The sequence below is a fragment of the Pseudomonas sp. RL genome, from assembly GCF_000647775.1.
Taxonomy (GTDB): domain Bacteria; phylum Pseudomonadota; class Gammaproteobacteria; order Pseudomonadales; family Pseudomonadaceae; genus Serpens; species Serpens flexibilis.
The window spans coordinates 14,694-37,740 of sequence record NZ_JBOY01000016.1; the positions used below are offsets into that span (position 1 = coordinate 14,694).

A 23,047-nucleotide genomic window follows, 5' to 3' on the forward strand; every position below is an offset into this window, starting at 1 on the left:
GACCATGCGCGAGCCCCACCGCCTGCCGCGTGCGCTGCCGCTCTGGCTGCGCTACACGCTGCTGTCGGTGGGCTGGCTGAGCGTCGTTCTCGGCGTGATCGGCATCTTCCTGCCGGTGCTGCCTACCACCCCCTTCCTCCTGCTGGCCGCCGCCTGTTTCGCGCGCAGTTCGCCGCGCTTCTACACCTGGCTGGTCGGCCACCCGCACCTCGGCCCGTGGATTCGTGACTACCTGGAAGGCCAGGGCATCCCGCTCAAGGGCAAGGTCTACACCCTGCTGCTGATGTGGACGAGCATCGGCTTCGCTTGCTGGCTGGTGCCGCTGTTCTGGGCGCGCGTCGGCATGCTGACCAGCGCCACGCTGGTGAGCATCTACATCCTGCGGCAGAAGACGCTGGTGGTGAGGCGGTAGCGAAGGGGGCTGGCAGGCGCTTCGGCTGGACCATGCTCAAGAGCTCGCGAATGAATTCGCTCCCACAGGGGAGGGTGCGTGCGGCGCCGCTTTTCGGTGGGAGCGGACTGGTCCGCGAGCTTTGCTTGTCGTGCAGGACTCACCCGGGAGTTCGCGACTGAAGTTGCTCCTACAGGCTGGTGCGGGCCTTGGCTTTGGTGATGGCTTCACAAGAGCGCGGGTTGGCGCTGCGCACGAGGCGCGAGCGCCGACGGTCGGACTGCCCATTGCCTCGTCCCTGAGGCCAGCCCTCGAGCCGGCGCCCGAGCTCCATGCCCAGCGCCAACCCGCGATCGGGGAGCGTTGCGCTCCCCTCCCTCGATTTAGAAACTCACATCCATGCGGGCCCAGAGGCTGCGGCCCGGCTCGTTGATGCGTTCACTGGCGGACATGCCGACACCGGCATTGCCAGCCTGGTTGAGGTGCTCGCTGTAGGCCTTGTCCAGCAGGTTGTCGACGCCGGCGCTGAGCTTGAAGTTCTTGCTCACGCGGTAGGCCGCGTTGAGCGACAGAACGCCGAAGCCGCTGCTTTCGTCGAAGTCCTTGCTGGTCACGTTGCCCTGCATCTCGGCCACCCGGGTCTGCGCCGCCACCACGCGCCACAGGCCGGCAGCGCTCCAGTTGCCGCGCTCGTAGCCGAGGCCGAAGCGGGCTTCCAGCGGCGGAATTTGCGGCATGGCGCGCTCGTCGGTGGTGTTTTCACCCCAGGCGTAGGCCAGGCTGGCGTCGGCCTTCCAGTTGTCGGTCAGCTTGTAGCTGCCGCCGAGTTCGGCGCCGGCGATGCGGGCGTCGATGTTGTTTACCCAGGAAATGGTGTGCAGCGGGTTCGCTCCCGGACCGTAAGAGAACAGGATGTAGTCCCGCACTTCGCCGGCATAGGCGGAAACCCAGGCTTCGACCGGGCCACTGCGATACTGCAGACCCACGTCCAGCTGGGTGGTCTTCTCCGGCTCCACCGTCTCGTAGGCGGTCGGCTTGCCAACCTGGTTGGCGGCGGAGAACAGCTCCCAATAGTCAGGGAAGCGCTGGCTGTGACCGAGACCCACATAGGCGGTGGCCGGCAGACTGGCCAGCGCATGTTCGTAGCGCAGGAAGCCGCTGCCCAGCGTGTCGCTGCGCTTGTCTTCTGCCGTGGGGTTCACGCGGCAGGCCATGCCCATCATGTTGCAGAGCTGCGCACGCTCATCCGTGACCGAAACCCGGTCGGCCCTCAGGCCGCTGATGATCCGGCTTTCGCCTTCCAGCCGACGCGTCAGCTCGCCAAACACCCCGTACTGGCTGAACTCGGCATCCTTGACCCAGGACGCATCCCGGTAGGTGTCGATGCCCATGCCGCTGCGCTTGCGGTGCTCGTTGGTCTGGGCGTCGACCCCAGTGACCAGTTCGTAAGCACCCCATTGCCAGGTGGATGCCAGACGTCCGCCCAGGGTACGGCGATCCACGTTGGTAGCCATGGGGTTGCGCATGGGCATCATCACGTCGTTGGGGTTGGGCTGGCGCAACGTGTAGTTGTCCATCACATGGTCGGCGTAGTTGTAATAAACCCGCGCCTCGACCTTCTGCAGCACCTCGCCGATGTTCTCCTGCGCCACGCGCAGCGCCAGGCTCTGCCGCTCGAACTGGGTGCCGTCCATGCCGCGCCCGGCGTAGGCGGCTTCGCCGTCGCCGGTGCCGACGGTCAGTTCGACCAGGGTATCAGTGGTGGGTGTCCAGCCGAGCACCAGGTCGCTGCTCCACTTTTCCCACTGGGAGTGCACGTCGTCGCCGTTGCCGTCCTGGTAGTCGTTGGAGGTGGAGTGGTTGGCCAGCAGGCGCAGGTAGCCCTGACTGCTGCCGGTGGCGGCATCGATGGCGCTGTCGAAGCGCCCGTCGGAGCCAGCCAGCAGGCTGGCGTCGACACGCCCACCCAGTTCGGTGAAGTTCTCCGGCTCCCGCTCGAAGAGGATGGTCGCCGCCGAGGCGCCCGGTCCCCAGAGCACGGTCTGCGGGCCCTTGATCACCGTGAGGCTGTCGAAGTTCTGCGGGGTGATGTAGGAGCTCGGCGAGTCCATGCGGCTCGGGCAGGCGCCAAGCATCACGCCGCCGTTGCTCAGCAGGTTCAGGCGCGAGCCGAACATGCCGCGGAACACCGGGTCGGCGTTGGAGCCGCCGCCACGTACGGCGGAGAAGCCGGGAATGGTCTGCAGGTAGTCGCCGGCATCGCTGGCCGGCACCGGCTGGCGCGGGATCTTCGGATCGGTGACCACGGTCACGCTGGCGGCCGGTGCCACGCCGGTGATGACGGTGGGCGCCAGCTCGTGCTGGGAATGGTCGGCGGCCAGGGCGCCGCCGCTCAGTCCGGCCAGCAAAGCGGCGTGGGCCAGCTTCCAGCGCATGCGGTGCACATTGAAGGTAAACGCGGTGCGCACGCGCGCAGAGGCCGCGTAACGGATGTTACGAGTCATAAAAGGGGTCTCTCACAGAGGATTCGGACAAGCCGCCGGTGCGGCTCGACTGCTCGATCAGCTGTGCAAGACGGGAGGTGCTCGCGGGTGGCCGCTGCTGCGGCGCGGCGCCGCCGGCTGGGGGGCATCCGGCAGCGGCAGCGCGAAGGTGGGCCGGTGCTCGGGCAGCACCAGTTGCAGGGACAGGCTAAGCGGCGGATTGAGGGTCAGCAGCTCGCAATAGCCGCACATTTCCAGCGCGGCCAGCCAGGCCGGTTCGCCGGGCGTCGAACGGTGATGCATGCCATGGCCGCCAGCCTGCTCGGAAGCGGCGTGGCTGGCGTGCTGGGCGTGCTGGGCGTGCGAGTCGACCCCATGGCCGGCATGCATGGCAACCGCAAGGGTCGGCGGCTGCGGAGCGGCGCTCTGCAGGGCCTGCAGGGCCGAGAACAACGGGCCGACATGAATCATCAGCATGGCGAACAGGCCAAGCCAGATTCCGACGTTCGTTGTGTGCTGCCTGCTTCTCACGGATAGGCCTGTACTCGGGGCTTTGCGAGGATGGTTACAACGCGTGGCAAGGTTGACCAGTGCGACACAGCGCCGCAAGCGGCTCGCTGGACTGGCGGTTTTGCGCAATTAAATTGCGCTTTGTAATTTTTTTTTGGATGAAAACATCAATTTTCAAACAATGCTTGCACCGACTACTACGCAAGCACTAGCTTTGCGCACATTCCGCTTCCGATGATTCCCGTCCGCGCCGCGCAGGCCGGCCGCCGATGCAGAGAAAAGCCATGACCATGCTCAAAGATCCATCGCAGAAATACCGCCCGTTCCCGCAGATCAACCTCCCCGACCGTACCTGGCCGAGCAAGGTGATCGACCGTGCACCGATCTGGCTGAGCTCCGACCTGCGCGACGGCAACCAGTCGCTGATCGAGCCGATGGACGCCAAGAAGAAGATGCGCTTCTTCAAGACCCTGGTCGCCGTGGGCCTGAAGGAGATCGAAGTGGGCTTCCCGTCCGCCTCGCAGACCGATTTCGACTTCGTGCGTGAGCTGATCGAAGGCGGCCACATTCCGGACGACGTGACCATCCAGGTACTCACCCAGGCCCGTCAGGACCTGATCGAGCGCACCTTCGAATCGCTCAAGGGCTCCAAGCAGGCCATCGTCCACTACTACAACGCCACCGCACCCAGCTTCCGCAAGATCGTCTTCAAGCAGGACAAGGCCGGCGTCAAGCAGATCGCCATCGAAGCGGGCCGAATCATCAAGGGCCTGGCCGACGCCAACCCGGAGACCGACTGGCGCTTCGAGTACTCGCCGGAAGTGTTCAGCTCCACCGAGACCGAGTTCGCGGTGGAGGTGTGCAACGCGGTGATTGAGGTGTTCCAGCCGACCCCGACCAAGAAGCTGATCCTCAACCTGCCGGCTACCATCGAGGCGGCGACCCCGAACATCTACGCCGACCAGATCGAATTCTTCTGCCGCCATATCGACAAGCGCGACAGCGTGCTGGTCAGCCTGCATACCCACAACGACCGCGGCACCGGCGTGGCCGCCACCGAGCTGGGCCTGATGGCCGGCGCCGACCGCGTGGAAGGCTGCCTGTTCGGCAACGGCGAGCGCACCGGCAACGTCGACCTGGTGACCGTGGCGCTGAACATGTACACCCAGGGCGTCGATCCGCAACTGGACTTCTCCGACATCGACGCCGTGCGCAAGGTGGTCGAGGAATGCAACCAGCTGCCGGTGCATCCGCGCCATCCCTATGTGGGCGACCTGGTGCACACCGCCTTCTCCGGCTCCCACCAGGACGCCATTCGCAAGGGCTTCGCCCAGCAGAAGGCCGATGCGGTATGGGAAGTGCCGTACCTGCCGATCGACCCGGCCGACATCGGCCGTGACTACGAGGCGGTGATCCGCGTGAACAGCCAGTCCGGCAAGGGTGGCATCACCTATCTCCTGGAACAGGAGTACGGCATCAGCCTGCCCCGCCGCATGCAGATCGAGTTCAGCCAGGTGGTGCAAAAGGAAATGGATCGCCTGGGCCTGGAAATGACCGCCCAGCAGATCCACGAGCTGCTGGAACAGGAATACCTCAAGGCCGCTGCACCCTACAGCCTGAAGAACCATCGCCTGCAGGAGGAGAACGGCATCAGCCAGGTGGAAGTGGAAGTCGGCGAAGCCAGTGGCGCCACCCACCGCTGGATCGGTACCGGCAACGGCCCGCTGGAAGCGCTGGTCGCCGCCCTGCCGGTGCGCCTGGAGGTGATGGACTACAGCGAGCACGCCATCGGCGCCGGCAGCCAGGCCAAGGCCGCCGCCTACATCGAGGTGCGCCTGCCGGGCGGCCGTCCGCTGCACGGCATGGGTGTCGACGGCAACCTGACCACCGCCAGCCTGCGCGCCCTGTTCAGCGCCCTGAACCGTGCACTGGCGCAGGCGGAAGGCAAGTAACCCTCCACCAAAGGTAGTCAACGCGATGCGTTGACTACCCTACGCCGCACGGTGCCCCCTACACCTGCAACAACCGCTGCCTTAGCGCCTGGATCTCGTCACGTACCTGTGCCGCCGCTTCGAACTCCAGGTCGCGGGCCAGTTGCATCATCTTCTCCTCCAGCTGGCGGATGCGCTTGTTGATCTCGCTCGGCGAGCGCAGGCCGGCGTCGTAGCGGGCCTCTTCCTCGGCAGCCTTGAGCGCCTTGCGCTTGCCGCTGCGCGCGCCGGGGACCACGGCGCCTTCGAGGATGTCGCGGATGTCCTTCTTGATGCCCTGCGGGACGATGCCGTGCGCCTCGTTGAAGGCCAGCTGCTTGTTGCGCCGCCGCTCGGTTTCGTCGATGGCGCGCTGCATGGAGCCGGTGATGTTGTCGGCATAGAGGATCGCCTTGCCGTGCAGGTTGCGCGCGGCGCGACCGATGGTCTGGATCAGCGAGCGCTCGGAACGCAGGAAGCCTTCCTTGTCGGCGTCGAGGATCGCTACCAGCGACACCTCGGGCATGTCCAGGCCCTCGCGCAGCAGGTTGATGCCCACCAGCACGTCGAAGGCGCCGGTACGCAGGTCGCGGATGATCTCCACCCGCTCGACGGTGTCGATGTCCGAGTGCAGGTAGCGCACCCGCACGTTGTGGTCGGCCAGGTAGTCGGTGAGGTCCTCGGCCATGCGCTTGGTCAGCGTGGTGACCAGCACGCGTTGGTCGACCGCCACGCGCTTGTTGATCTCCGACAGCAGGTCGTCCACCTGGGTGCTGGCCGGGCGCACTTCCACCTCCGGGTCGACCAGGCCGGTGGGACGCACCACCTGCTCGATGACCCGGCCGGCATGCTCGGCCTCGTAGGGCCCGGGCGTGGCGGAGACGAAAATGGTCTGCGGGCAGATGGCTTCCCACTCGTCGAAGCGCAGCGGGCGGTTGTCCAGCGCCGACGGCAGGCGGAAGCCGTATTCCACCAGGGTTTCCTTGCGCGAGCGGTCGCCCTTGTACATGGCGCCGACCTGCGGCACCGAGACGTGGGATTCGTCGATCACCAGCAGCGCATCGGCCGGCAGGTAGTCGAACAGCGTCGGCGGCGGCTCGCCCGGGCCGCGCCCGGACAGGTAGCGCGAGTAGTTCTCGATGCCGTTGCAGTAGCCCAGCTCCATGATCATTTCCAGGTCGAAGCGGGTGCGCTGCTCCAGGCGCTGCGCTTCCACCAGCTTGCCCTTGCCCTGCAGGTAGTCGAGACGATCCCTGAGCTCCACCTTGATGTGCTCGACGGCCTCCAGCAGGGTTTCCCGCGGCGTGGCGTAGTGGGTCTTGGGGAAGAAGGTGAAGCGCGGCAGCTTGCGGATCACCTCGCCGGTCAGCGGGTCGAAGGCGGCGATGCTCTCCACCTCGTCGTCGAACAGCTCGATGCGCACCGCCTCCAGCTCGGATTCCGCCGGGAAGATGTCCACCACGTCGCCGCGCACCCGGAAGGTGGCGCGGGCGAAGTCCATCTCGTTGCGCGTGTACTGCAGCTCGGTGAGTCGGCGCAGCAGCTCGCGCTGGTCCAGGCGGTCGCCGCGGTCCACGTGCAGCACCATCTTCAGGTAGGTTTCCGGGCTGCCCAGGCCGTAGATGCAGGACACGGTGGTGACGATGATGGCATCGCGCCGCTGGATCAGCGCCTTGGTGGCCGACAGGCGCATCTGCTCGATGTGGTCGTTGATCGAGGCGTCCTTCTCGATGTAGGTGTCGGAGGACGGCACATAGGCTTCCGGCTGGTAGTAGTCGTAATAGGAAACGAAGTACTCCACCGCGTTATGCGGGAAGAACGCCTTGAACTCGCCGTACAGCTGCGCGGCCAGGGTCTTGTTCGGCGCCAGCACCATGGTCGGTCGCTGCACCTGGGCGATGACGTTGGCGATGCTGAAGGTCTTGCCCGAACCGGTCACGCCGAGCAGGGTCTGATGGGACAACCCGGCTTCCAGGCCCTCGACCATCCGGCGGATGGCCTCCGGCTGGTCGCCGGCGGGCGTGTAGCGGGTTTCCAGGGTGAACAGGGACTCGGACATGGGCACCTCGAATGACGCGCCAGCCGGCAGGCCGTCGGTCTTCGACGATGCGGCAAAAGCGCCTGCGGGATATCGCGGCTGGGAAAAATTGTGGCCATAATACCGCCCCGTTTGCGCAGCACCCTAGCGCCTCCGGCCCAGGGCGATTGCATGGCCCCCACCCTCCTTCTTCGAGCTCCGTCACCATGAGTTTGTTCTCCGCAGTAGAAATGGCACCGCGCGACCCCATCCTGGGCCTCAACGAAGCGTTCAATGCCGATACCCGCACCACCAAGATCAACCTGGGCGTGGGGGTGTACTACAACGAAGAAGGCCGAATTCCGCTGCTCAAGGCCGTTGCCGAAGCCGAGAAAGCCCGCCTGGCCGCCAGCGCGCCGCGTGGCTACCTGCCGATCGAAGGCCTGGCCAGCTATGACAGCGCCGTGCAGAAGCTGCTGTTCGGCGCCGACTCCGCCCTGCTGGCCGACGGCCGCGTGGTGACCACCCAGTCGCTGGGCGGCACCGGCGCGCTGAAGACCGGCGCCGACTTCCTCAAGCGCCTGCTGCCCGACGCCACCGTGGCGATCAGCAACCCGAGCTGGGAAAACCACCGCGCGCTGTTCGAATCCGCCGGCTTCCCGGTGCAGAACTACCGCTACTACGACGCCGCCACCCAGGGCGTGGACCGCGCCGGCATGCTGGCCGACCTGAAGGCCCTGCCGGCCCGCTCGATCATCGTGCTGCACGCCTGCTGCCACAACCCGACCGGCGTGGACCTGACTCTGGCCGACTGGAAGGCCGTGCTGGAGGTACTGCGCGAGCGCGAGCACGTGCCCTTCCTGGACATCGCCTATCAGGGCTTCGGCGACGGCATCGACCAGGACGCCGAAGCGGTGCGCCTGTTCGCCGACTCCGGCCTGCAGTTCTTCGTCTCCAGCTCCTTCTCCAAGTCGTTCTCCCTGTACGGTGAGCGTGTCGGCGCGCTGTCCATCGTCACCGGCTCGAAGGAAGAAGCCACGCGCGTGCTGTCGCAGGTCAAGCGCGTGATCCGCACCAACTACTCCAACCCGCCGACCCACGGCGCCACCGTGGTCGGCAACGTGCTGAACAGCCCCGAGCTGCGCGCCCTCTGGGAAGCCGAGCTGACCGAGATGCGCGAGCGCATCCGCGCCATGCGCCAGGCCATGGTGCAGGGCCTGGCCGACAGCGGCCGCGACTTCGGCTTCGTCGCCCAGCAGCGCGGCATGTTCTCCTATTCGGGCCTCTCGCCCGAGCAGGTGGAGCGCCTGAAGACCGAGTTCGGCATCTACGCCGTCGGCACCGGCCGCATCTGCGTGGCCGCCCTCAACCAGGGCAACATCGGCCGCGTCGTACAAGCCATCAAGGCCGTGATCTAACGGTGCATTGCGGCTAAAGCCCCTCCCACCACAACGAGGCATTGCCCTCGCCCCTGTAGGAGGGGCTTCAGCCGCGAGCTTCTGGCTGCGGCCGGCGCCAGAACCCTTGTAGGGTGGAAAACATTGTTCTTGTCCACCAAGGCGACCCAAGGTCGCCCGGACGAGCTTTGGCGTCGCCTCCTGGCGGATAGAAAAACGCTGACCGCCCTACGGGTGGATTTTCACTTTTCTTGATTTAATGCAGTGCGTTCGCATTTGCATCGGATTAGCGTATACGCACACTTCCCATCCGAGGCTCCACCATGAACGCAATCGCCCGCACCCTCGTCTTCACCCTCGCCACCTGCCTGTCCGCCGGCGCGCTGGCCAGCGAACGCATGGCCCATGCCAAGGGCCTGCCCGCCGATACGCTGGCCGAGGCGGTGAACAATCTGGTCAGCCACAACCAGAAGCTGGAAGCGCTGATCGCCCAGCCAATGACGTCGCAACAACTGGACGAAGTTCACCTGCTCAGCTACACGCTGGAGAATGCCCTGCGCCGGATCGACCAGGACCTCAAGCAGATCGCCGAGAACCTGGAAGCCGTGCACATCGCCTCGGAACGCAACGACCCCGCCACCGTGCAGCGCCAGGGCCGCGCCTATCTGGACGGCGTGCGCCCGCTGGCGCGCTGAGCGCGCCGCAGCAGCGGTTCCAGCAACCGGCACATGTTGCGCCAGTGCGAGCCCTTCCAGTACACCCGCTGGCAGTGCACGCAGTACCAGAACGCCGTGTAGCGGCGCCGCACCCCGGGTGGCAGGCGGTCCTCCACCGCCTGCCTGTCCACCGGTCGCAGTGGCAGGTTGCAGGTCAGGCAGCGGCTGAAGGGCCGCAGTCTGCCGGCCAGGTCCAGTCGCTCAAAGACCTCCTCCAGTTGCGCCGGCGGCTTGAGCGCCCGCACGTAGCAACCGTGGCGGATGGCGCGCCGCTTGAGCAGCTCACGATCACGGGTGAGCACGATCCGCTCCTGCTCCGCCGCCAGCTGGGCGATTTCGTCGTCCGTCAAGGCGTTGTGATACAGGGTGTCGAAGCCGGCCATGCGCAGCAGATGCGCCAGCCCGCCCAGGTGCACGTCAGCGATGAAGCGCGGCGCGCGCACCCGCAGCAAGGGTGCGACGTCCAGGGACAGGAACGGCGGATACACCGCCAGCCGGTCGCCATCGTGGATCAGCCGCTGGAAGCCCGCTGGCTGGCCGTTCACCAGGATGAGCCCCACTTCCGTATGCGGCACCCCCAGTGCCTCGATCATGTGCTTGGCGGTGGCCGCCCGCGCGCAGCGGCAGTTGAACGCCCGCCCGCGCCGCGCCGCCGGCAGGAAGTCGTTGAGCTGCGCGTAGAAGCGGAAGGTGGCGCTGACCATGGCACGCCCGCTTGCTAGGGTATCTCCCAATGACCGCAGCCAGCGCTGCTGCACCGCCGCCTCAGGACGAATGACACCATGCTCCATGACGAAACCCGCCCGCGTTTCTGGCGCGATGACCGACTGCCCTTCATCGAGGCGCGCTCGGTAGGCGATGGCCGCCAGGTCTGCTATGCCGCCCATGCCCATGCGTGCTTCTCGATTGGCGCCATCACCGCCGGGGGTTGTCATTACCGCAATGGCGACGTCCGGATGCGGATCGGCGCCGGCAGCCTGGTGCTGATGAACCCCCAGGTGGTGCATGCCTGCAATCCCATCGCCGGGCAACCCTGGGCCTATCTGATGCTGTACGTGGAGGCCGCCTGGCTGGGCGAACGGCAACGCGCGCTGGGGCTGTGCGAAGACGGCACCTTCCAGCCGCTGGCGGCCATCCACCTGGACGATCCGGCGCTCTATGACGCACTCCTCCAGCTCCACGCCCGCCTGCTGGATGGCCAGGTTTCCGCGCAGGCCAAGGCGGCGGCTACCGAGGCATTCTTCACGCGCCTGCTATTGACGCAGGCTACCTGTCCGGCGATCGAGCGGTCGGGGCAATGCGAGCAAGCCGCTGCGCTCATCGCGACGCAGGGCACTTCGGCATTGAGCCTGGACACCCTCTGCACGGCTGCCGGCCTGTCCCCCTCCCAGCTGATCCGGGATTTCCGCCGGCACTACGGCCTGACTCCGCATGCCTACCTGATCAACCGGCGCGTCCAGCACGGCCAGCACTTGCTACGCCAAGGCCTGAGCCTGGCCGATGCGGCACTGAGCGCCGGCTTTGCCGATCAGGCGCATTTTCAGCGGGCCTTCAAGAAACATCTGGCGGCAACCCCCGGTCAGTACCGCGCCGCTCAATCCATCAACAAGTAGCCGGCGCTGACCACCAGCAAAAGCGCCAACAGTCGATTGAAGCGCCGCATGCGCTCCGGCTGCCGCAGGTGACGTCCCAGGCGACTGCCGGCCCAGGCCCAACTGGCAACGGACAGGTAACAGATCAGGAAGTACAACAGCGTGAAGGCCCAGATCCGGCCCACGCCCCCCTCCGTTGCGAACAGCCCCATGCTGGCCAGCGAGGCTAGCCAGGCCTTGGGATTGAGCCACTGCATCACTGCTCCCGCCCAGAAGCCCGGCCGCCGGCCCTCCGCCTCCGGGGACAGCACGCCATCATCCGCCGCCAGCTGCCAGGCCATGTACAGGAAGAAGGCCACCCCGGCGAAGCGGATGAACACCAGCAACACCGGCAGGCGCTCCAGCATTGTGTGCAGCCCCAGGCCGATCAGCAGCAACAGCACGGCAAATCCGACGCTTGCGCCGCTGACGTGCCACAAACTGGGCCGCCACCCGAAGCGCGCGCCACTGCCCAGCGCGACCAGATTAACCGGTCCCGGAGTGATCGACGCCGCCAGGGCAAAGGCGGCCATGGACAAGTACAGTTCCACCACGTGCGTCCTCTTGGTTGCGATAGACGGCGCAGGTTAAGGACCGCACCGTGGTGGGTCTTGAACAAAATTGTCAGGCGGGGCTTGTTCTTGGCCCGGCTGATCTGCCAGTTTCAGCCGTCGCCGCCCAGGAGCCCGCCATGTACGTCCCCGCACATTTTGCCGAGCAGCGGCTCGATGAACTCCATGACCTGATCCGCCAGTACCCGCTGGGCATCCTTGTGACACATGGCGCGGCCGGGCTGGATGCCAATCACCTGCCCTTCGAGTTGCTGGTCGAAGCCGACCGGCCCGACCGTCTGCTGGCCCACGTGGCGCGCGCCAATCCCATTTGGCAGGAGGTTGCCGATGGCGCCGAGGTGTTGGTGATCTTCCGGGCGGAGGACGCCTATATCTCGCCCAACTGGTATCCGAGCAAACAGGAAACCCACCGGCTGGTGCCGACCTGGAATTACCGCGTGGTGCATGCCCACGGCCGTCTGCGCATCCGCGACGACGCCCGTTTCGTGCGCGGCGTGGTGGCCCGCCTGACTCGCACCCATGAGGCGCGCCTGGAGCAGGAAAAGCCCTGGAAGATGACCGATTCCAGCCCGGCCTACATCGACCAGATGCTGGCCGCCATCGTCGGACTGGAAATCGAGATCGTCCGGCTGGAAGGCAAGGCCAAGCTCAGCCAGAACCGTGAGTCCCGTGATCTCAAGGGGGCCGCCGAGCAGCTCCGTCAGCACGGCCAGGAGGCGTTGGCCACCCGGATGCTGAACACCTTGGGCGAGTGACCGTTACCCCTCACGCGAACTAGGCACCCTGCTCCGCTTCCTTTACCATCCGCGCCGTTCCCGCTCTGCCTGCGGCCGTCTCTGGCTGCGCCAACTGCTTTCAGGTACCTCATGAAACTCACCCGGCTCCGCGCCGATGTACTGGCCGGACTGACCACCTCGTTCGCCCTGGTGCCCGAGTGCATCGCCTTCGCCCTGGTGGCCCAGCTCAATCCGCTGATGGGCCTGTATGGCGCCTTCATCATATGCACGATCACCGCACTGTTCGGCGGTCGGCCGGGCATGGTGTCCGGGGCGGCCGGCTCGATGGCGGTGGTGATCATCGCCCTTGTGGTCGAGCATGGCGCCCAGTATCTGCTGGCCACGGTATTGCTGAGCGGACTGCTGATGGTGCTGTTCGGCGTGCTGCGGCTCGGCAAGCTGATCCGCATGGTGCCGCACCCGGTGATGCTCGGCTTCGTGAACGGCCTGGCGATCGTCATTGCGCTGGCGCAGCTCGAACACCTGAAGGTGGATGGCCAGTGGATGAGCGGCCCGAGCCTGTACTGGATGCTGGGGCTGATCGCGGCCACCATGCTGATCGTCTATCTGCTGCCGCGCCTGACCCGCGCCATTCCCTCGGCCCTGGCGGCGATCCTCGGCCTGGGCGCGGCGACCTGGTTCTTCGCCTTGCCGACCCATACCCTCGGCGACATGGCGCCGATGGCCGGGGGCCTGCCGAGCATTGCCCTGCCCGACGTCCCATGGACCCTGGACACGCTGCGCATCATCGCGCCGTATGCCGTGCTGATGGGACTGGTCGGCCTGCTGGAAACCCTGCTGACCCTCAACCTCACCGACGAGATCACCCAGAGTCGCGGGCATACCAACCGCGAATGCGTGGCGCTGGGCGCGGCGAACCTCACCTCAGGGCTGTGCGGCGGCATGGGCGGTTGCGCAATGATCGGCCAGACCATGATCAACCTGGGCTCCGGCGGGCGCGGGCGCCTGTCGGGCGTGGTGGCCGGGGTGATGATCCTGCTGTATGTGCTGTTCCTGTCGCCGCTGATCGAGCAGATCCCGCTGGCGGCGCTGGTGGGCGTGATGTTCGTGGTGGCGCAGCAGACCTTCGCCTGGGCCTCGCTGCGGGTGATGAACCGCGTGCCGCGCAACGATGCGCTGGTGATCGTCGCGGTGACCCTCATCACGGTGTTCACCGACCTGGCGATGGCGGTGCTGTGCGGCATCATCATCGCCGCGCTGAACTTCGCCTGGCAGCAGGGGCGCGAGCTGTACGCGGACAGCCACGACCAGGCCGACGGCAGCCGACTCTACCTGCCCCACGGCACGCTGTTCTTCGCTTCGACGACCCGCTTCCTGGAGCTGTTCGACCCGACCAATGATCCGCAGCAGGTCACCCTGGACTGCAAGCACCTGTCGTTCGTCGACTATTCGGCGATCGAGGCGCTCAAGGTGCTGCGCGACCGCTATGCACGGACCGGCAAGCAGCTGCGGGTGGTGCACCTGTCGGAGCGCTGCAAGCAGCTGCTGCGCCGCGCCGGACAGGCCTGAGGGCCATCACGGGCCACCTGGCGGCGGCCGGAAAAACGCTGGCCGCCCTTCGTTCGTGCCGGCCTCGTAGGGTGGACAACGTTTTCCTTGTCCACCATGGGGCCCCCGCCGGACTAACGGCGGCCAGGAAAGCGCTGACCGCCCTAGGTGGCGTTAACCTCAGCCCGCCAGGCGCTTGGCCAGGCGTTCCTGCAGAACCTTCAGATCGGCTTCGTCACCCTTCTGCGCCGCATGCACGCCCAGGCCCTGACCTTCGTAGCGGGGCACGATGTGGAAGTGGATGTGGAACACCGTCTGCCCGGCCGGGGCGCCGTTGAACTGAGCAATCTGGATGCCGGCCGGCTCCAGCTCCTCGGCCACCGCGCGCGCCACCTTCTGGGTGGCCAGGGTCACCTTGCACAGGTTGTCCGCATCGATCTCCAGCAGGTTGCGTGCTGCCGCCTGCTTCGGAATGACCAAGGTGTGGCCACGGGACTGCGGGAACAGATCGAGGAACGCCAGCACATACTCGTCCTCGTACAGCTTGTAGCAGGGGGCTTCGCCGCGAATGATCTTGGCGAAGATGTTCTGGGCGTCGTAGTCGCCGTGCAGGCTCATCGGGCTCTCCTTGAGCGGTTGTCAGTGGCGGAAAGATACCGGCTTGCGCGCGCTCAGGCACGCACCACAACGTTGGCACCGCCCGGCCTTTTTGCGTTAATCGTCCCTTTCCCATTGCCAGGAGTACGGCATGAGCAATACCCGACAGCCACAGCATCCCGTCGATGCCAGCTTCCCCGGCCGGTGGTCGCCCCGCGCCTTCACCGGCCAGGCGCTTTGCCGGGAGCAGCTGAGCGCGCTGTTCGAAGCGGTACGCTGGGCACCGTCGGCGATGAACGTGCAGCCGTGGCGCTTCTGCTATGCGCTCAAGGGCACGCCGCTGTTCGAGCGTTTCGTGGATCTGCTGGCCGAAGGCAACCAGGTCTGGGCGAAACACGCCGGCGCGCTGGTGGCACTGCTGTCCACCACCACCTACGTGGGCAGCGACGGTAGCGAAAAACCGTTCGCCAGCCATGCCTTCGACGCCGGCGCCGCCTGGATGAGCCTGGCGCTGCAGGCCCGGTCCATGGGGCTGGTCACCCATGCCATGGGCGGCTTCGACAACGTGCGCGCGCGGGATTACCTGCGGGTGCCGGACAACCTGGCGATCAACGCCTTCATTGCCATCGGCTACCAGGGTGACGCGGAGCAGCTGCCGGAAGCGCTGCAGGCCCGCGAGAAGGCCAGCGATCGCCATCCCCAGGAGCAGTGGACCTTCGAAGGTCCGCTGGGCTGAACCATGGACCTGCTGTTTCTCGGCACCTCCTCCGGCACGCCGACCCGGGCGCGCAATGTCAGCGGGCTCGGGCTGCTGGAGGAGAATGGCAAAGGCTGGTACCTGATCGATTGCGGCGAGGCCACGCAGCACCAGGTGCTGCGCACGCCGCTGTCGCTGTCGGCGCTGCGCGCCATCTTCATCACCCACGTGCACGGCGATCACTGCTTCGGCCTGCCCGGGCTGCTGGCCAGCGCGGCACTGCAGGGCCGCCAGGCGCCGCTGGAGATCATCGCGCCGCTGGGCGTCGAGGCCTGGCTGCACGCCACGTTCGCCATGAGCCAGACGCATCTGCCCTACCCGCTGATCTTCCATGCGGTCGAAACCTTGCAGGAATGGCGCACGCCGCAAATGCGCGTGCGCCGCACTGCACTGTCCCATCGCAGCCCCAGCTTCGCTTATCGCTTCGAAGAGGCGCGGCCGGATACGACGCTGGATATCGCGCGCCTGGAGCGCGACGCGATTCCCCGGGGTCCGTTGTGGGGCCAGCTGGCGCGGGGCTTCGACGCCGAGCACGAGGGACGCCGATTGCGCAGCGAGGACTACCTGCTGCCCGGCCGGCCGCCACGTGTCATCGTGGTCGGCGGCGACAACGACACTCCCGCGCTACTGGCGGACGCCTGCCGAGGCGCCCAGGTGCTGGTGCACGAGGCAACCTTCACCGAGACTGCCGTCAATGACGCGCGCGGCAGCTTCGGTCACAGCACAGCCGCCTCGGTTGCCGAATTCGCTCAGGAGGCCGGATTGCCGAACCTGGTGCTCACCCACTTCAGTGCCCGCTATCAGCAGGCGCCTGGGCGCGGCGCCTGCATCGACGAGCTGCACGATGAAGCCAAGGCGCGCTATCCGGGAACCCTGTTCCTGGCTGACGACTTCATGCGCCTGCACCTGAGCAAGGAGGGTGCGCTGCGGCGCGTCGAGCGCTAGCGCGGGCAGGCCGCTCAGGGCTTGATGGGCGTGATCTTGGTGCCCTCGATACTGAGACCCGCCATCAGCCCCTGCTGGTCGAAGATGAAGGCATAGGCATCATCCTTCAGGGTCGAGGTCGACAGGTTCCTGGCCACGCCCTCATCGACCACGACCACGGTCGGCCCCACGCCGATTTCCCAGCCCTTGGTCTGACGCAGGTAATCCACGGCCTTGTCGGTCATCAGGAACAGTGCATAGCCGTATGACTGCGCACCGACCTGCAATCCCCAGGAGCCACCCACGGAGTTGTAGTAGCCAGCGGCTTTCGAGTCTCGGAACAGCACGCCTTCGCCGTAACTGCCGCCGAACACCAGGCCGGCCTTGACGATCTTCGGGAAGACCAGAACAGCCGCGGCATTGCGCGAAATGGTTTCGGCAAAGGGCTGGGTCCGATAAAGCGCCTTCAGCGCCAGCTGAGCTTCGGCGGTCAACTCCTCGGCAGTAGCGGCGCTTGCGGGATTGAACAGGCTCGCAAAGACCAACAAGGCGGTCGCGAGCATCAGCGAGGGAAAGCTTTTCAAGAGTCTGGCCATGTCATGCGCCTCCAGCATCGACAGCAACGAGAGGGTCAGTCCCCGGGTCACCGTAGCCTGAGCCTAGCCAAACCCTTGAAGCCATTCCGTTGCCCCGCTGGCCGCCTGACCAGTGGGCACGAGACGCATGGCGGCTCAATATCTATTTGAAGCGCTTCACCGCTTCCAACCAACTCGGATCGAGACGACTCTGCTCGATATCCAGCCCCTGCGCTTCCATGGCCTCGCGGTGCTGGTCGATCTCGCGCACCATCTGGCTGAGCTCGGTGAGGTTGCCGTCGAGCTGGAACATCTGGGTCGCACCCAGGTGGTAGAAGCGCAGCAGCTTCATCGCCGCCGGATCTCCGGTCTCCACACCGGCCTTGACCTGGTGCATCTGGTTGGTGACGCGCATCAGGCTGCGCTTGAGCCGCCAGCCATACACCGCCGGCGCCATCCAGGGCGTCGACCAGAGCTTGAGGCGCACAATGGCCACGGTCGCTGCCAGGCCGGTCAGCACACCCAGCAGGTTCCAGCGGAAGTTGTCGCCGCCCGGCTCGCCGAACAGTTTCACAGCGACGGTGGCCGAGGTCAGTCCCAGCAACACGAAGATGGCCAGGATGGCCAGGGTGATGGTGCGGGTTTCCTTGCGGTAACGCTCCGGGCTCATGGGCTGGATTTCAAACATGCGAGACGACTCCCGTACTGCAGTAATGAAAAGGGCCAGCGATGCCGGCCCCCATGAATCACAGGAAACACTGAATCAGGCGATGGCCGCCAGCAGCTTCTCCCACTCCTTGTTTTCCTTCTTCGACACGCCACCGAGCAGTTCGATGGCCTGGCGCAGGCGAAAACGAGTCAGGTCCGGACCGAGGATTTCCATGGCGTCGAGCACCGATACCGAGCTGGCCTGGCCGGTGATGGCCGGGAACATCAGCGGCATCAGGTCGCGCAGCTTGAGGCCCATGGACTCGGCCACCGCCTGGATCACCGCGGTGATGCCGTCCTTGCTCCACTGGCGCAGGGCTTCGAGCTTCCACAGCACCAGCTGCATGGCCTGGCGCACCTGCTCGGGCGACAGTTTCTTGTGCTCGAACAGCGACGCGTCCAGGTTCAGCCCGCCGGAGAAGAAGAACGCGGCCAGCGGCGCGATCTGGCTGAAGGTTTCCACCCGGCCCTGCACATGCGGGGCGATCTTCATCAGGTAGTCGGGGTTGAACGCCCACTTCTGTACTTCCTCGGCGAAGCGCTCCACCGGCAGCTCGCGCAGCCATTGACCGTTCAGCCAGGAGAGCTTCTCCAGGTCGAAGATCGGCCCGCCCAGCGACACGCGGGTGATGTCGAAGTGGGCGATCATCTCGTCGAGGGTGAACTTCTCGCGCTCGTCCGGCATCGACCAGCCCATGCGGCCCAGGTAGTTGAGCATCGCCTGGGGCAGGAAGCCCATGCGCTGGTAGAAGGTGATCGAGGTGGGGTTCTTGCGCTTGGAAAGCTTGCTCTTGTCCGGGTTGCGCAGCAGCGGCATATAGCAGTTCACCGGTGCTTCCCAGCCGAAGTACTCGTACAGCTTGAGCAGCTTGGGCGCGGACGGCAGCCATTCCTCGCCGCGCAGCACGTGGGTGATGCCCATCAGGTGGTCGTCCACCACGTTGGCCAGGAAGTAGGTGGGCAGGCCGTCGGCCTTCATCAGCACCTGCATGTCGATGCGGTCCCAGCCGATCTCCACCTCGCCGCGCAGCATGTCCTTGACCACGCAGACGCCTTCGCTCGGCACCTTCATGCGCACCACGTGCGATTCGCCGGCGGCGACGCGACGCTGCGCCTCCTCGGGGGCGATATGCATGCAGTGACCGTCGTAGCGCGGGGTTTCCTTGTTGGCCATCTGCTCGGCGCGCACCGCATCCAGGCGCTCGGCGGAGCAGAAGCACGGGAAGGCGTGGCCCTTGGCGACCAGCTCGTCCGAGTATTTCTTGTAGATCGCGCCCCGCTCGCTCTGCCGATACGGACCGTGCGGACCGCCGACATCCGGGCCCTCGTCCCACTCGATACCCAGCCAGCGCAGCGCGTCATAGATCTGCTGCTCGGATTCGCGGGTCGAACGCACCTGATCGGTGTCCTCGATGCGCAGAATGAACTGACCGCCGTGCTGACGGGCGAAGCAGAGGTTGAACAGGGCGATGTAGGCAGTGCCGACGTGCGGATCGCCGGTGGGCGACGGCGCAATGCGGGTACGAACGGTGGTCATGGCGACTCTCGAAAGGAGGGAAAAACAGAGGCGCGATGTTATCAGGCCCGGCGGCGCGGGCTCCAGCGCAGCGGCGCGCTGCATGGCCTCGAACCGGATCCGTCAAAGGCTCGCGAATGAGTTCGCTCCCAAAGGGCCGCCGTGGCGGCCGCTATTTGTAAGCGGGAGCGGACTTGTCCGCGAGCGGGTACGGGCCTGGCGAACCCGTACGAATCAGACCGCAGCCGGCAGTCGTGGCTGCGCAGACCGCGCGCCGCGAACCATGCCGCGCACCAGGGCGATGAACACGCCGAGCATGCCACCCAAGACCAGGCCCAGTGCCAGGATCAGCGCCTTCTTCGGCTTGATCGGCTTGCTCGGCTCCACGGCGCGCTGGTCGACGGTGACAAGTTGCAGGGTATCGAAATCCACCTTGAGGTTACGCAGGCGGGCTTCCTCCTCGCGCAACTTGGCCAGGTCGGTCAGGAAGAGGTCTTCGTTCTCACGCAGCTTGAGCACCTCGATCTGCCGGTTGTTTTCCAGCAACTGCAGCTCCTTGAGGATCTCGCCGATGCGCGGCTCGGTGAAGTCATCCGACTTGCGCTGCTGCAGGGTCTTGCGCTCAGCCTCCAGCGCCTCGGTGCCCATGAAGTACAGCGGGATCTGCTGGTTGTTCACCTCGGTGCGCACGGTATTGCCCTGCGCCGAGCGCTGGTCCTGACCTAGCGCCGAGGGTGTAGTCGGCTTGCGGATGCCCAAGGCGTCAGCGATGCGAATCGCCTCGCCCAGTTGCGCGATACGGTTTTCCCGGCGGGTCTTCAGTTGGGTCCGCAAAGCACGCAGCTCGTCTTGCAACAGCGCACGCTTGAGCCGGTCTGCCTCATCAAGCTGGACGATACGGGATTCCTTGCTGGCCTCGTAATTGGCCCGCGACGTGGTGATACTCAGCGCCAGATTCTTCAGGCGGTTCTCGATGATGATCCGCACGTCTTGCTCGAGTTTTTCACGCTCATGCTGGATGGCGAAGTCGACCAGCTGGTTGAGGATGGTCACGCCATCGAGCGTGGCGGGATAGTCGAGCTGCAAGCCGACGTAGGCCGTCAGGTTCGCGTCGGATTTCTTGGGATCGGGGACGAGCAGCTTGAGGGCTTGATCGTTGAACGCCTCGAACGTCTGCTCGGGCGTGATGCCGTCCTGGGCCAGCTCCGCGAACAGTGCTGGGTAGGCCCGGAAGAACGCCAGGCGTACCTCATAAGAGTCCAGCGCCGAACCCACCCGTTTCAGGGCATCGCCAGTAGACAGCTTGTAGACCTCTGTACGATTCAGCTCGTCGAGGTCCTTGATCAGCGGCGGGCGCAGAACACTTTGGATCTGGTACACCGGGGTGGCGAGAAAAGCGTACAGGGCGGCCAGGCAAACGCCGGCTGCCGTAACAAGGGCGATCAGCAGACGCTGTTCCCATAGCCTGCGAAAGAGTTCGAGCAGGTCGATTTCGTCGGAGGACTTGGAGGAGGCGGCGTGCGGATGCAGATCAATTGCGGTCACTGGCAAGTTCCATTTCATTGCCTAAAACAAGCGGCATGCCGAACGTGAAATTCGTCACACCGCCAAGACGGCGCGAATTCTGCCAGAAGCCGAGAAGAAAGGACAACGCAAGGGACTAGGCCCCCCACTCGCCTCGCGAAGGTCAGGGTGGGCCCAAACTCAGACTGTACCGGCCATTCGAACATTCCTCGCCTGACCGGCAACAGCGAAACAGGTGACAATTTGCCGCAGTCATCGGCTGCAAGCACCGCACCAGAGAGGCTAGTGAGCGGGACGCGCGCGTCGCGGCTGCAGCAAGTTGCGCATCAGTGCCACGAATACACCCAACATGCCACCCAGCACCACACCCAGTGCCAGGACGAGGGCGCGCTTGGGCTTGAGCCGCTTCAAGGGCTGCTGCGCCGGCTGGTCGATCCGCGCCAGCTGTAGGGTCGAGGCATCGAACTCGATCCCATCCAGGCGCGCCGCCTCTTCGCGCAGCTTGGCCAGTTCCTTGAGGTACAGATCCTCATCCTGGCGTTGCTGCAACACCTCCACCTGACGGTTGTGGCGCAGCATGTCCAATTCCTTCTGGATCTCACCGATGCGCGGCTCCACGAAGTCATCGCTGGTTCGTGCCCGCAGCACATCACGCTCCGCCTCCAGGGCATCGACACCCAGGAAGTACAGAGGAATCTCCCGGCTGGTGATTTCCGTGCGCACACCCTGCCCCGCATCGGCCATGGCGGTCGGAGTGGTGGGTTTGCGGATACCCAGCGAGCGGGCGATACGGATGGCCTCCTCAAGAACGTTCAAGCGATTTTCGCGGCGGATCTTCAACTCGGCACGCAGGGCGCGCAGCTCATCCTCCAGCTTGGCCCGCTTGAGCGCCGCCTCTTCGAGCAGCGTGGCAATCTCGGCTTCCTTGTTGGCCTGATAGCTGGCGCGCGCAGCTTCGATACGCTGCTCGATGTTGGCCTTGCGGTTGGCAATCACCACCGCCAGGTCACTGGCCACACGCTCACGCTCCTGCTGTAGCACAAAGGCGACGAACTCATTGACGACCGAGACGCCATCCATCGAAGCCGGGTAGGTCAGCGCCATCCCGACAAATTCCCCCTGGTTCTTCTTGGGGTCGGGATAGAGCATGGCGAAGGCTTCGCTGTTGAAATCCTCGAACGCCTGTTCGGCGGTCAGCCCCTCGCGGGCAAGATCCGCGAAGAGTTCCTCGTGAGTCTGGAAGAACTCCAGGCGATTGCCATAGGACGACAATCCCCCGCTCACGCGCGACAGGGCCTCCAACGGCTTGAGCTCGTAGACTTCCGTGGCGTTCAGGGAATCCAGCACCCCTACTTCGACGGGGCGCAGAATGCTCTGCACGCGATAATAGGGCGTAGCCAAGAAGGCATAGAGGGCAGCAATCAACGTGATGAAGGCAGTAATGCCGACAATCACCCAGCGCTGATCCCAGAGGGATCGGATCAATTCCCGCAGATCGATCTCGTCGTTGTTGTCATTGACCATGCGGTAAGGCTGATCTTGCATGTTTCAGCTCCAAAGGGGCTCAGGCTCGGTACAACCTGGTCAGGTCTCTCCTTGTCGCAAACCAGAAACCATGTTGACGCTCAGAGCTGACCTAACCAGGCGGAGCGCTCCGACACGCAACGTTCAAAAAAAGTTCATTCCTGCCACGCCTGCAACGTGGGTTGCCCAAGTTAGGGACACCATCACAGCGTGGACACCTAGAACCTGGCGTCAAAATGCCATGCACATGAATAATGCAAATCAAATGCCAGAAGCATTCAACCAATAGCGCCGATCCGGCTACTCACGGGAATCCCGCAGCGCCCGCCGGGCATTGCGCAACCGCAGGCTCAACCGACCAATGACCAACCCGGCCAACAGCGGTCCGACAATCACGCCGGCCAGGAAGGCCACAATCAGCAGTGTGGCGATGGGTAACGCAGGGCTTTGCCAGCCGAGTAACAGCACGGACACCGGCTGCAGGTTGTCGAGTACGAACAACACAACCAAAAGGGCAACGAGGATCAGTAACGCCGCAAGCAGCGCTCGCTTGGCGAGCCTCATGCTCCGTCTTCCAGCGTTTCGGCGTCCTCGTTGACGCGGTCGCGAAGTTCCTTGCCGGGCTTGAAATGCGGCACAAACTTGCCGTCGAGGTTGACCGACTGACCGGTCTTGGGGTTGCGGCCTACGCGGGGCTCGCGGTAGTGCAATGAGAAGCTGCCGAAGCCGCGGATCTCGATCCGCTCGCCGGTCGCCAGGGCTTCCGACATCTGTTCCAGCATGCTCTTGATGGCCAGCTCGACGTCTTTCGACGACAGCTGCCCCTGGTGCGTGACAATCCGTTCGATCAACTCCGACTTGGTCATGGTTTTCCCTTCTTTTTCAAGCGGCTAGACCAACATTGCCGTTGGGTTTTAGCACGCTGCGCAGAATTTGAACAGCCCGCGCGC

Annotated in this window: 22 protein-coding genes; 9 read left to right on the forward strand and 13 right to left on the reverse strand. The window is 65.2% G+C overall.

The genetic code is table 11. The features are described from left to right. Positions 1–4: 4 nt before the first annotated feature. Positions 5–412, forward strand: coding sequence for a YbaN family protein (locus tag AS93_RS0103895; protein ID WP_051587326.1), 408 nt, complete (start codon positions 5–7; stop codon positions 410–412). Between the two features lie 362 nt (positions 413–774). On the opposite strand, the gene AS93_RS0103900 is transcribed toward AS93_RS0103895, so the two are convergent. Then, a complete protein-coding gene (locus AS93_RS0103900) occupies positions 775–2,826 on the reverse strand; it encodes a TonB-dependent copper receptor (protein WP_256214688.1) in 2,052 nt (683 codons plus the stop codon). 126 nt (positions 2,827–2,952) lie between these two features. Next, a complete protein-coding gene (locus tag AS93_RS0103905) occupies positions 2,953–3,405 on the reverse strand; it encodes a DUF2946 domain-containing protein (RefSeq protein ID WP_027589382.1) in 453 nt (150 codons plus the stop codon). A 263-nt stretch (positions 3,406–3,668) separates the two neighbouring features. Between AS93_RS0103905 and leuA the strand changes: the two genes are divergently transcribed. Further along, positions 3,669–5,336 carry a 2-isopropylmalate synthase gene (gene leuA / locus AS93_RS0103910; RefSeq protein WP_027589383.1) on the forward strand — a complete coding sequence of 556 codons (1,668 nt, stop codon included), beginning with the start codon at positions 3,669–3,671 and terminating at the stop codon, positions 5,334–5,336. A 58-nt stretch (positions 5,337–5,394) separates the two neighbouring features. On the opposite strand, the gene uvrB is transcribed toward leuA, so the two are convergent. After that, entirely contained in the window at positions 5,395–7,413 is a 2,019-nt protein-coding gene (gene uvrB, locus AS93_RS0103915; protein ID WP_027589384.1) for an excinuclease ABC subunit UvrB, read from the reverse strand. 185 nt (positions 7,414–7,598) lie between these two features. On the opposite strand from uvrB, the gene AS93_RS0103920 reads away from it, so the two are divergent. Continuing rightward, positions 7,599–8,789: an amino acid aminotransferase gene (locus AS93_RS0103920; RefSeq protein WP_027589385.1), complete on the forward strand. Its 1,191-nt coding sequence runs from the start codon at positions 7,599–7,601 to the stop codon at positions 8,787–8,789. Positions 8,790–9,091: 302 nt separating this feature from the next. Then, complete coding sequence (locus AS93_RS0103925) at positions 9,092–9,463, forward strand: DUF6746 family protein (RefSeq protein ID WP_027589386.1); 372 nt, start codon at positions 9,092–9,094, stop codon at positions 9,461–9,463. On the opposite strand, the gene AS93_RS0103930 is transcribed toward AS93_RS0103925, so the two are convergent. Then, positions 9,430–10,188, reverse strand: coding sequence for a Mut7-C RNAse domain-containing protein (locus AS93_RS0103930; protein ID WP_027589447.1), 759 nt, complete (start codon positions 10,186–10,188; stop codon positions 9,430–9,432). The two genes, AS93_RS0103925 and AS93_RS0103930, sit on opposite strands and share 34 nt — an antisense overlap. Positions 10,189–10,266: 78 nt before the next feature. Between AS93_RS0103930 and AS93_RS18650 the strand changes: the two genes are divergently transcribed. Beyond that, positions 10,267–11,097, forward strand: coding sequence for an AraC family transcriptional regulator (locus tag AS93_RS18650; RefSeq protein ID WP_037008473.1), 831 nt, complete (start codon positions 10,267–10,269; stop codon positions 11,095–11,097). Here the strand turns inward: AS93_RS18650 and AS93_RS0103945 are convergent. Beyond that, the gene (locus AS93_RS0103945) at positions 11,079–11,666 is read right to left on the reverse strand and encodes a LysE family translocator (protein WP_027589388.1); all 588 of its coding nucleotides are present in this window, start codon (positions 11,664–11,666) and stop codon (positions 11,079–11,081) included. The two genes, AS93_RS18650 and AS93_RS0103945, sit on opposite strands and share 19 nt — an antisense overlap. Before the next feature lie 140 nt (positions 11,667–11,806). Here AS93_RS0103945 and AS93_RS0103950 point away from each other — a divergent pair, with 140 nt between their 5' ends. Together AS93_RS0103950 and AS93_RS0103955 are read left to right on the forward strand one after the other, a co-directional pair. Next, positions 11,807–12,442 carry an FMN-binding negative transcriptional regulator gene (locus tag AS93_RS0103950; RefSeq protein ID WP_027589389.1) on the forward strand — a complete coding sequence of 212 codons (636 nt, stop codon included), beginning with the start codon at positions 11,807–11,809 and terminating at the stop codon, positions 12,440–12,442. Positions 12,443–12,553: 111 nt separating this feature from the next. Next, a complete protein-coding gene (locus tag AS93_RS0103955; protein WP_027589390.1) occupies positions 12,554–13,993 on the forward strand; it encodes a SulP family inorganic anion transporter in 1,440 nt (479 codons plus the stop codon). Between the two features lie 159 nt (positions 13,994–14,152). On the opposite strand, the gene AS93_RS0103960 is transcribed toward AS93_RS0103955, so the two are convergent. Further along, positions 14,153–14,590: an HIT family protein gene (locus AS93_RS0103960; RefSeq protein ID WP_027589391.1), complete on the reverse strand. Its 438-nt coding sequence runs from the start codon at positions 14,588–14,590 to the stop codon at positions 14,153–14,155. Between the two features lie 130 nt (positions 14,591–14,720). On the opposite strand from AS93_RS0103960, the gene AS93_RS0103965 reads away from it, so the two are divergent. Further along, positions 14,721–15,305 carry a nitroreductase family protein gene (locus tag AS93_RS0103965; RefSeq protein ID WP_027589392.1) on the forward strand — a complete coding sequence of 195 codons (585 nt, stop codon included), beginning with the start codon at positions 14,721–14,723 and terminating at the stop codon, positions 15,303–15,305. 3 nt (positions 15,306–15,308) lie between these two features. Beyond that, the gene (locus tag AS93_RS0103970; RefSeq protein WP_027589393.1) at positions 15,309–16,271 is read left to right on the forward strand and encodes a ribonuclease Z; all 963 of its coding nucleotides are present in this window, start codon (positions 15,309–15,311) and stop codon (positions 16,269–16,271) included. Positions 16,272–16,285: 14 nt separating this feature from the next. On the opposite strand, the gene AS93_RS0103975 is transcribed toward AS93_RS0103970, so the two are convergent. From AS93_RS0103975 to ihfB, 7 genes are all read right to left on the reverse strand, one after another. Next, positions 16,286–16,846, reverse strand: coding sequence for a lipid-binding SYLF domain-containing protein (locus AS93_RS0103975; RefSeq protein ID WP_027589394.1), 561 nt, complete (start codon positions 16,844–16,846; stop codon positions 16,286–16,288). A 142-nt stretch (positions 16,847–16,988) separates the two neighbouring features. Beyond that, positions 16,989–17,513 (reverse strand): DUF3087 domain-containing protein, encoded by a 525-nt coding sequence (locus AS93_RS0103980; RefSeq protein WP_027589395.1) that lies wholly within the window; start codon positions 17,511–17,513, stop codon positions 16,989–16,991. A 75-nt stretch (positions 17,514–17,588) separates the two neighbouring features. Further along, positions 17,589–19,070 carry a glutamate--tRNA ligase gene (gene gltX, locus AS93_RS0103985; protein WP_027589396.1) on the reverse strand — a complete coding sequence of 494 codons (1,482 nt, stop codon included), beginning with the start codon at positions 19,068–19,070 and terminating at the stop codon, positions 17,589–17,591. 213 nt (positions 19,071–19,283) lie between these two features. After that, positions 19,284–20,594: a Wzz/FepE/Etk N-terminal domain-containing protein gene (locus AS93_RS18655; protein ID WP_256214683.1), complete on the reverse strand. Its 1,311-nt coding sequence runs from the start codon at positions 20,592–20,594 to the stop codon at positions 19,284–19,286. Positions 20,595–20,855: 261 nt separating this feature from the next. Then, positions 20,856–22,118, reverse strand: a complete 1,263-nt coding sequence (locus AS93_RS0103995; protein ID WP_027589397.1) for a Wzz/FepE/Etk N-terminal domain-containing protein — start codon at positions 22,116–22,118, stop codon at positions 20,856–20,858. 279 nt (positions 22,119–22,397) lie between these two features. Beyond that, complete coding sequence (locus tag AS93_RS0104000) at positions 22,398–22,661, reverse strand: LapA family protein (RefSeq protein ID WP_027589398.1); 264 nt, start codon at positions 22,659–22,661, stop codon at positions 22,398–22,400. Beyond that, on the reverse strand, positions 22,658–22,963 hold the full coding sequence (gene ihfB, locus AS93_RS0104005; RefSeq protein WP_027589399.1) for an integration host factor subunit beta: 306 nt from the start codon (positions 22,961–22,963) through the stop codon (positions 22,658–22,660). The genes AS93_RS0104000 and ihfB overlap by 4 nt, the downstream gene beginning before the upstream one ends. Between the last annotated feature and the right edge of the window lie 84 nt (positions 22,964–23,047).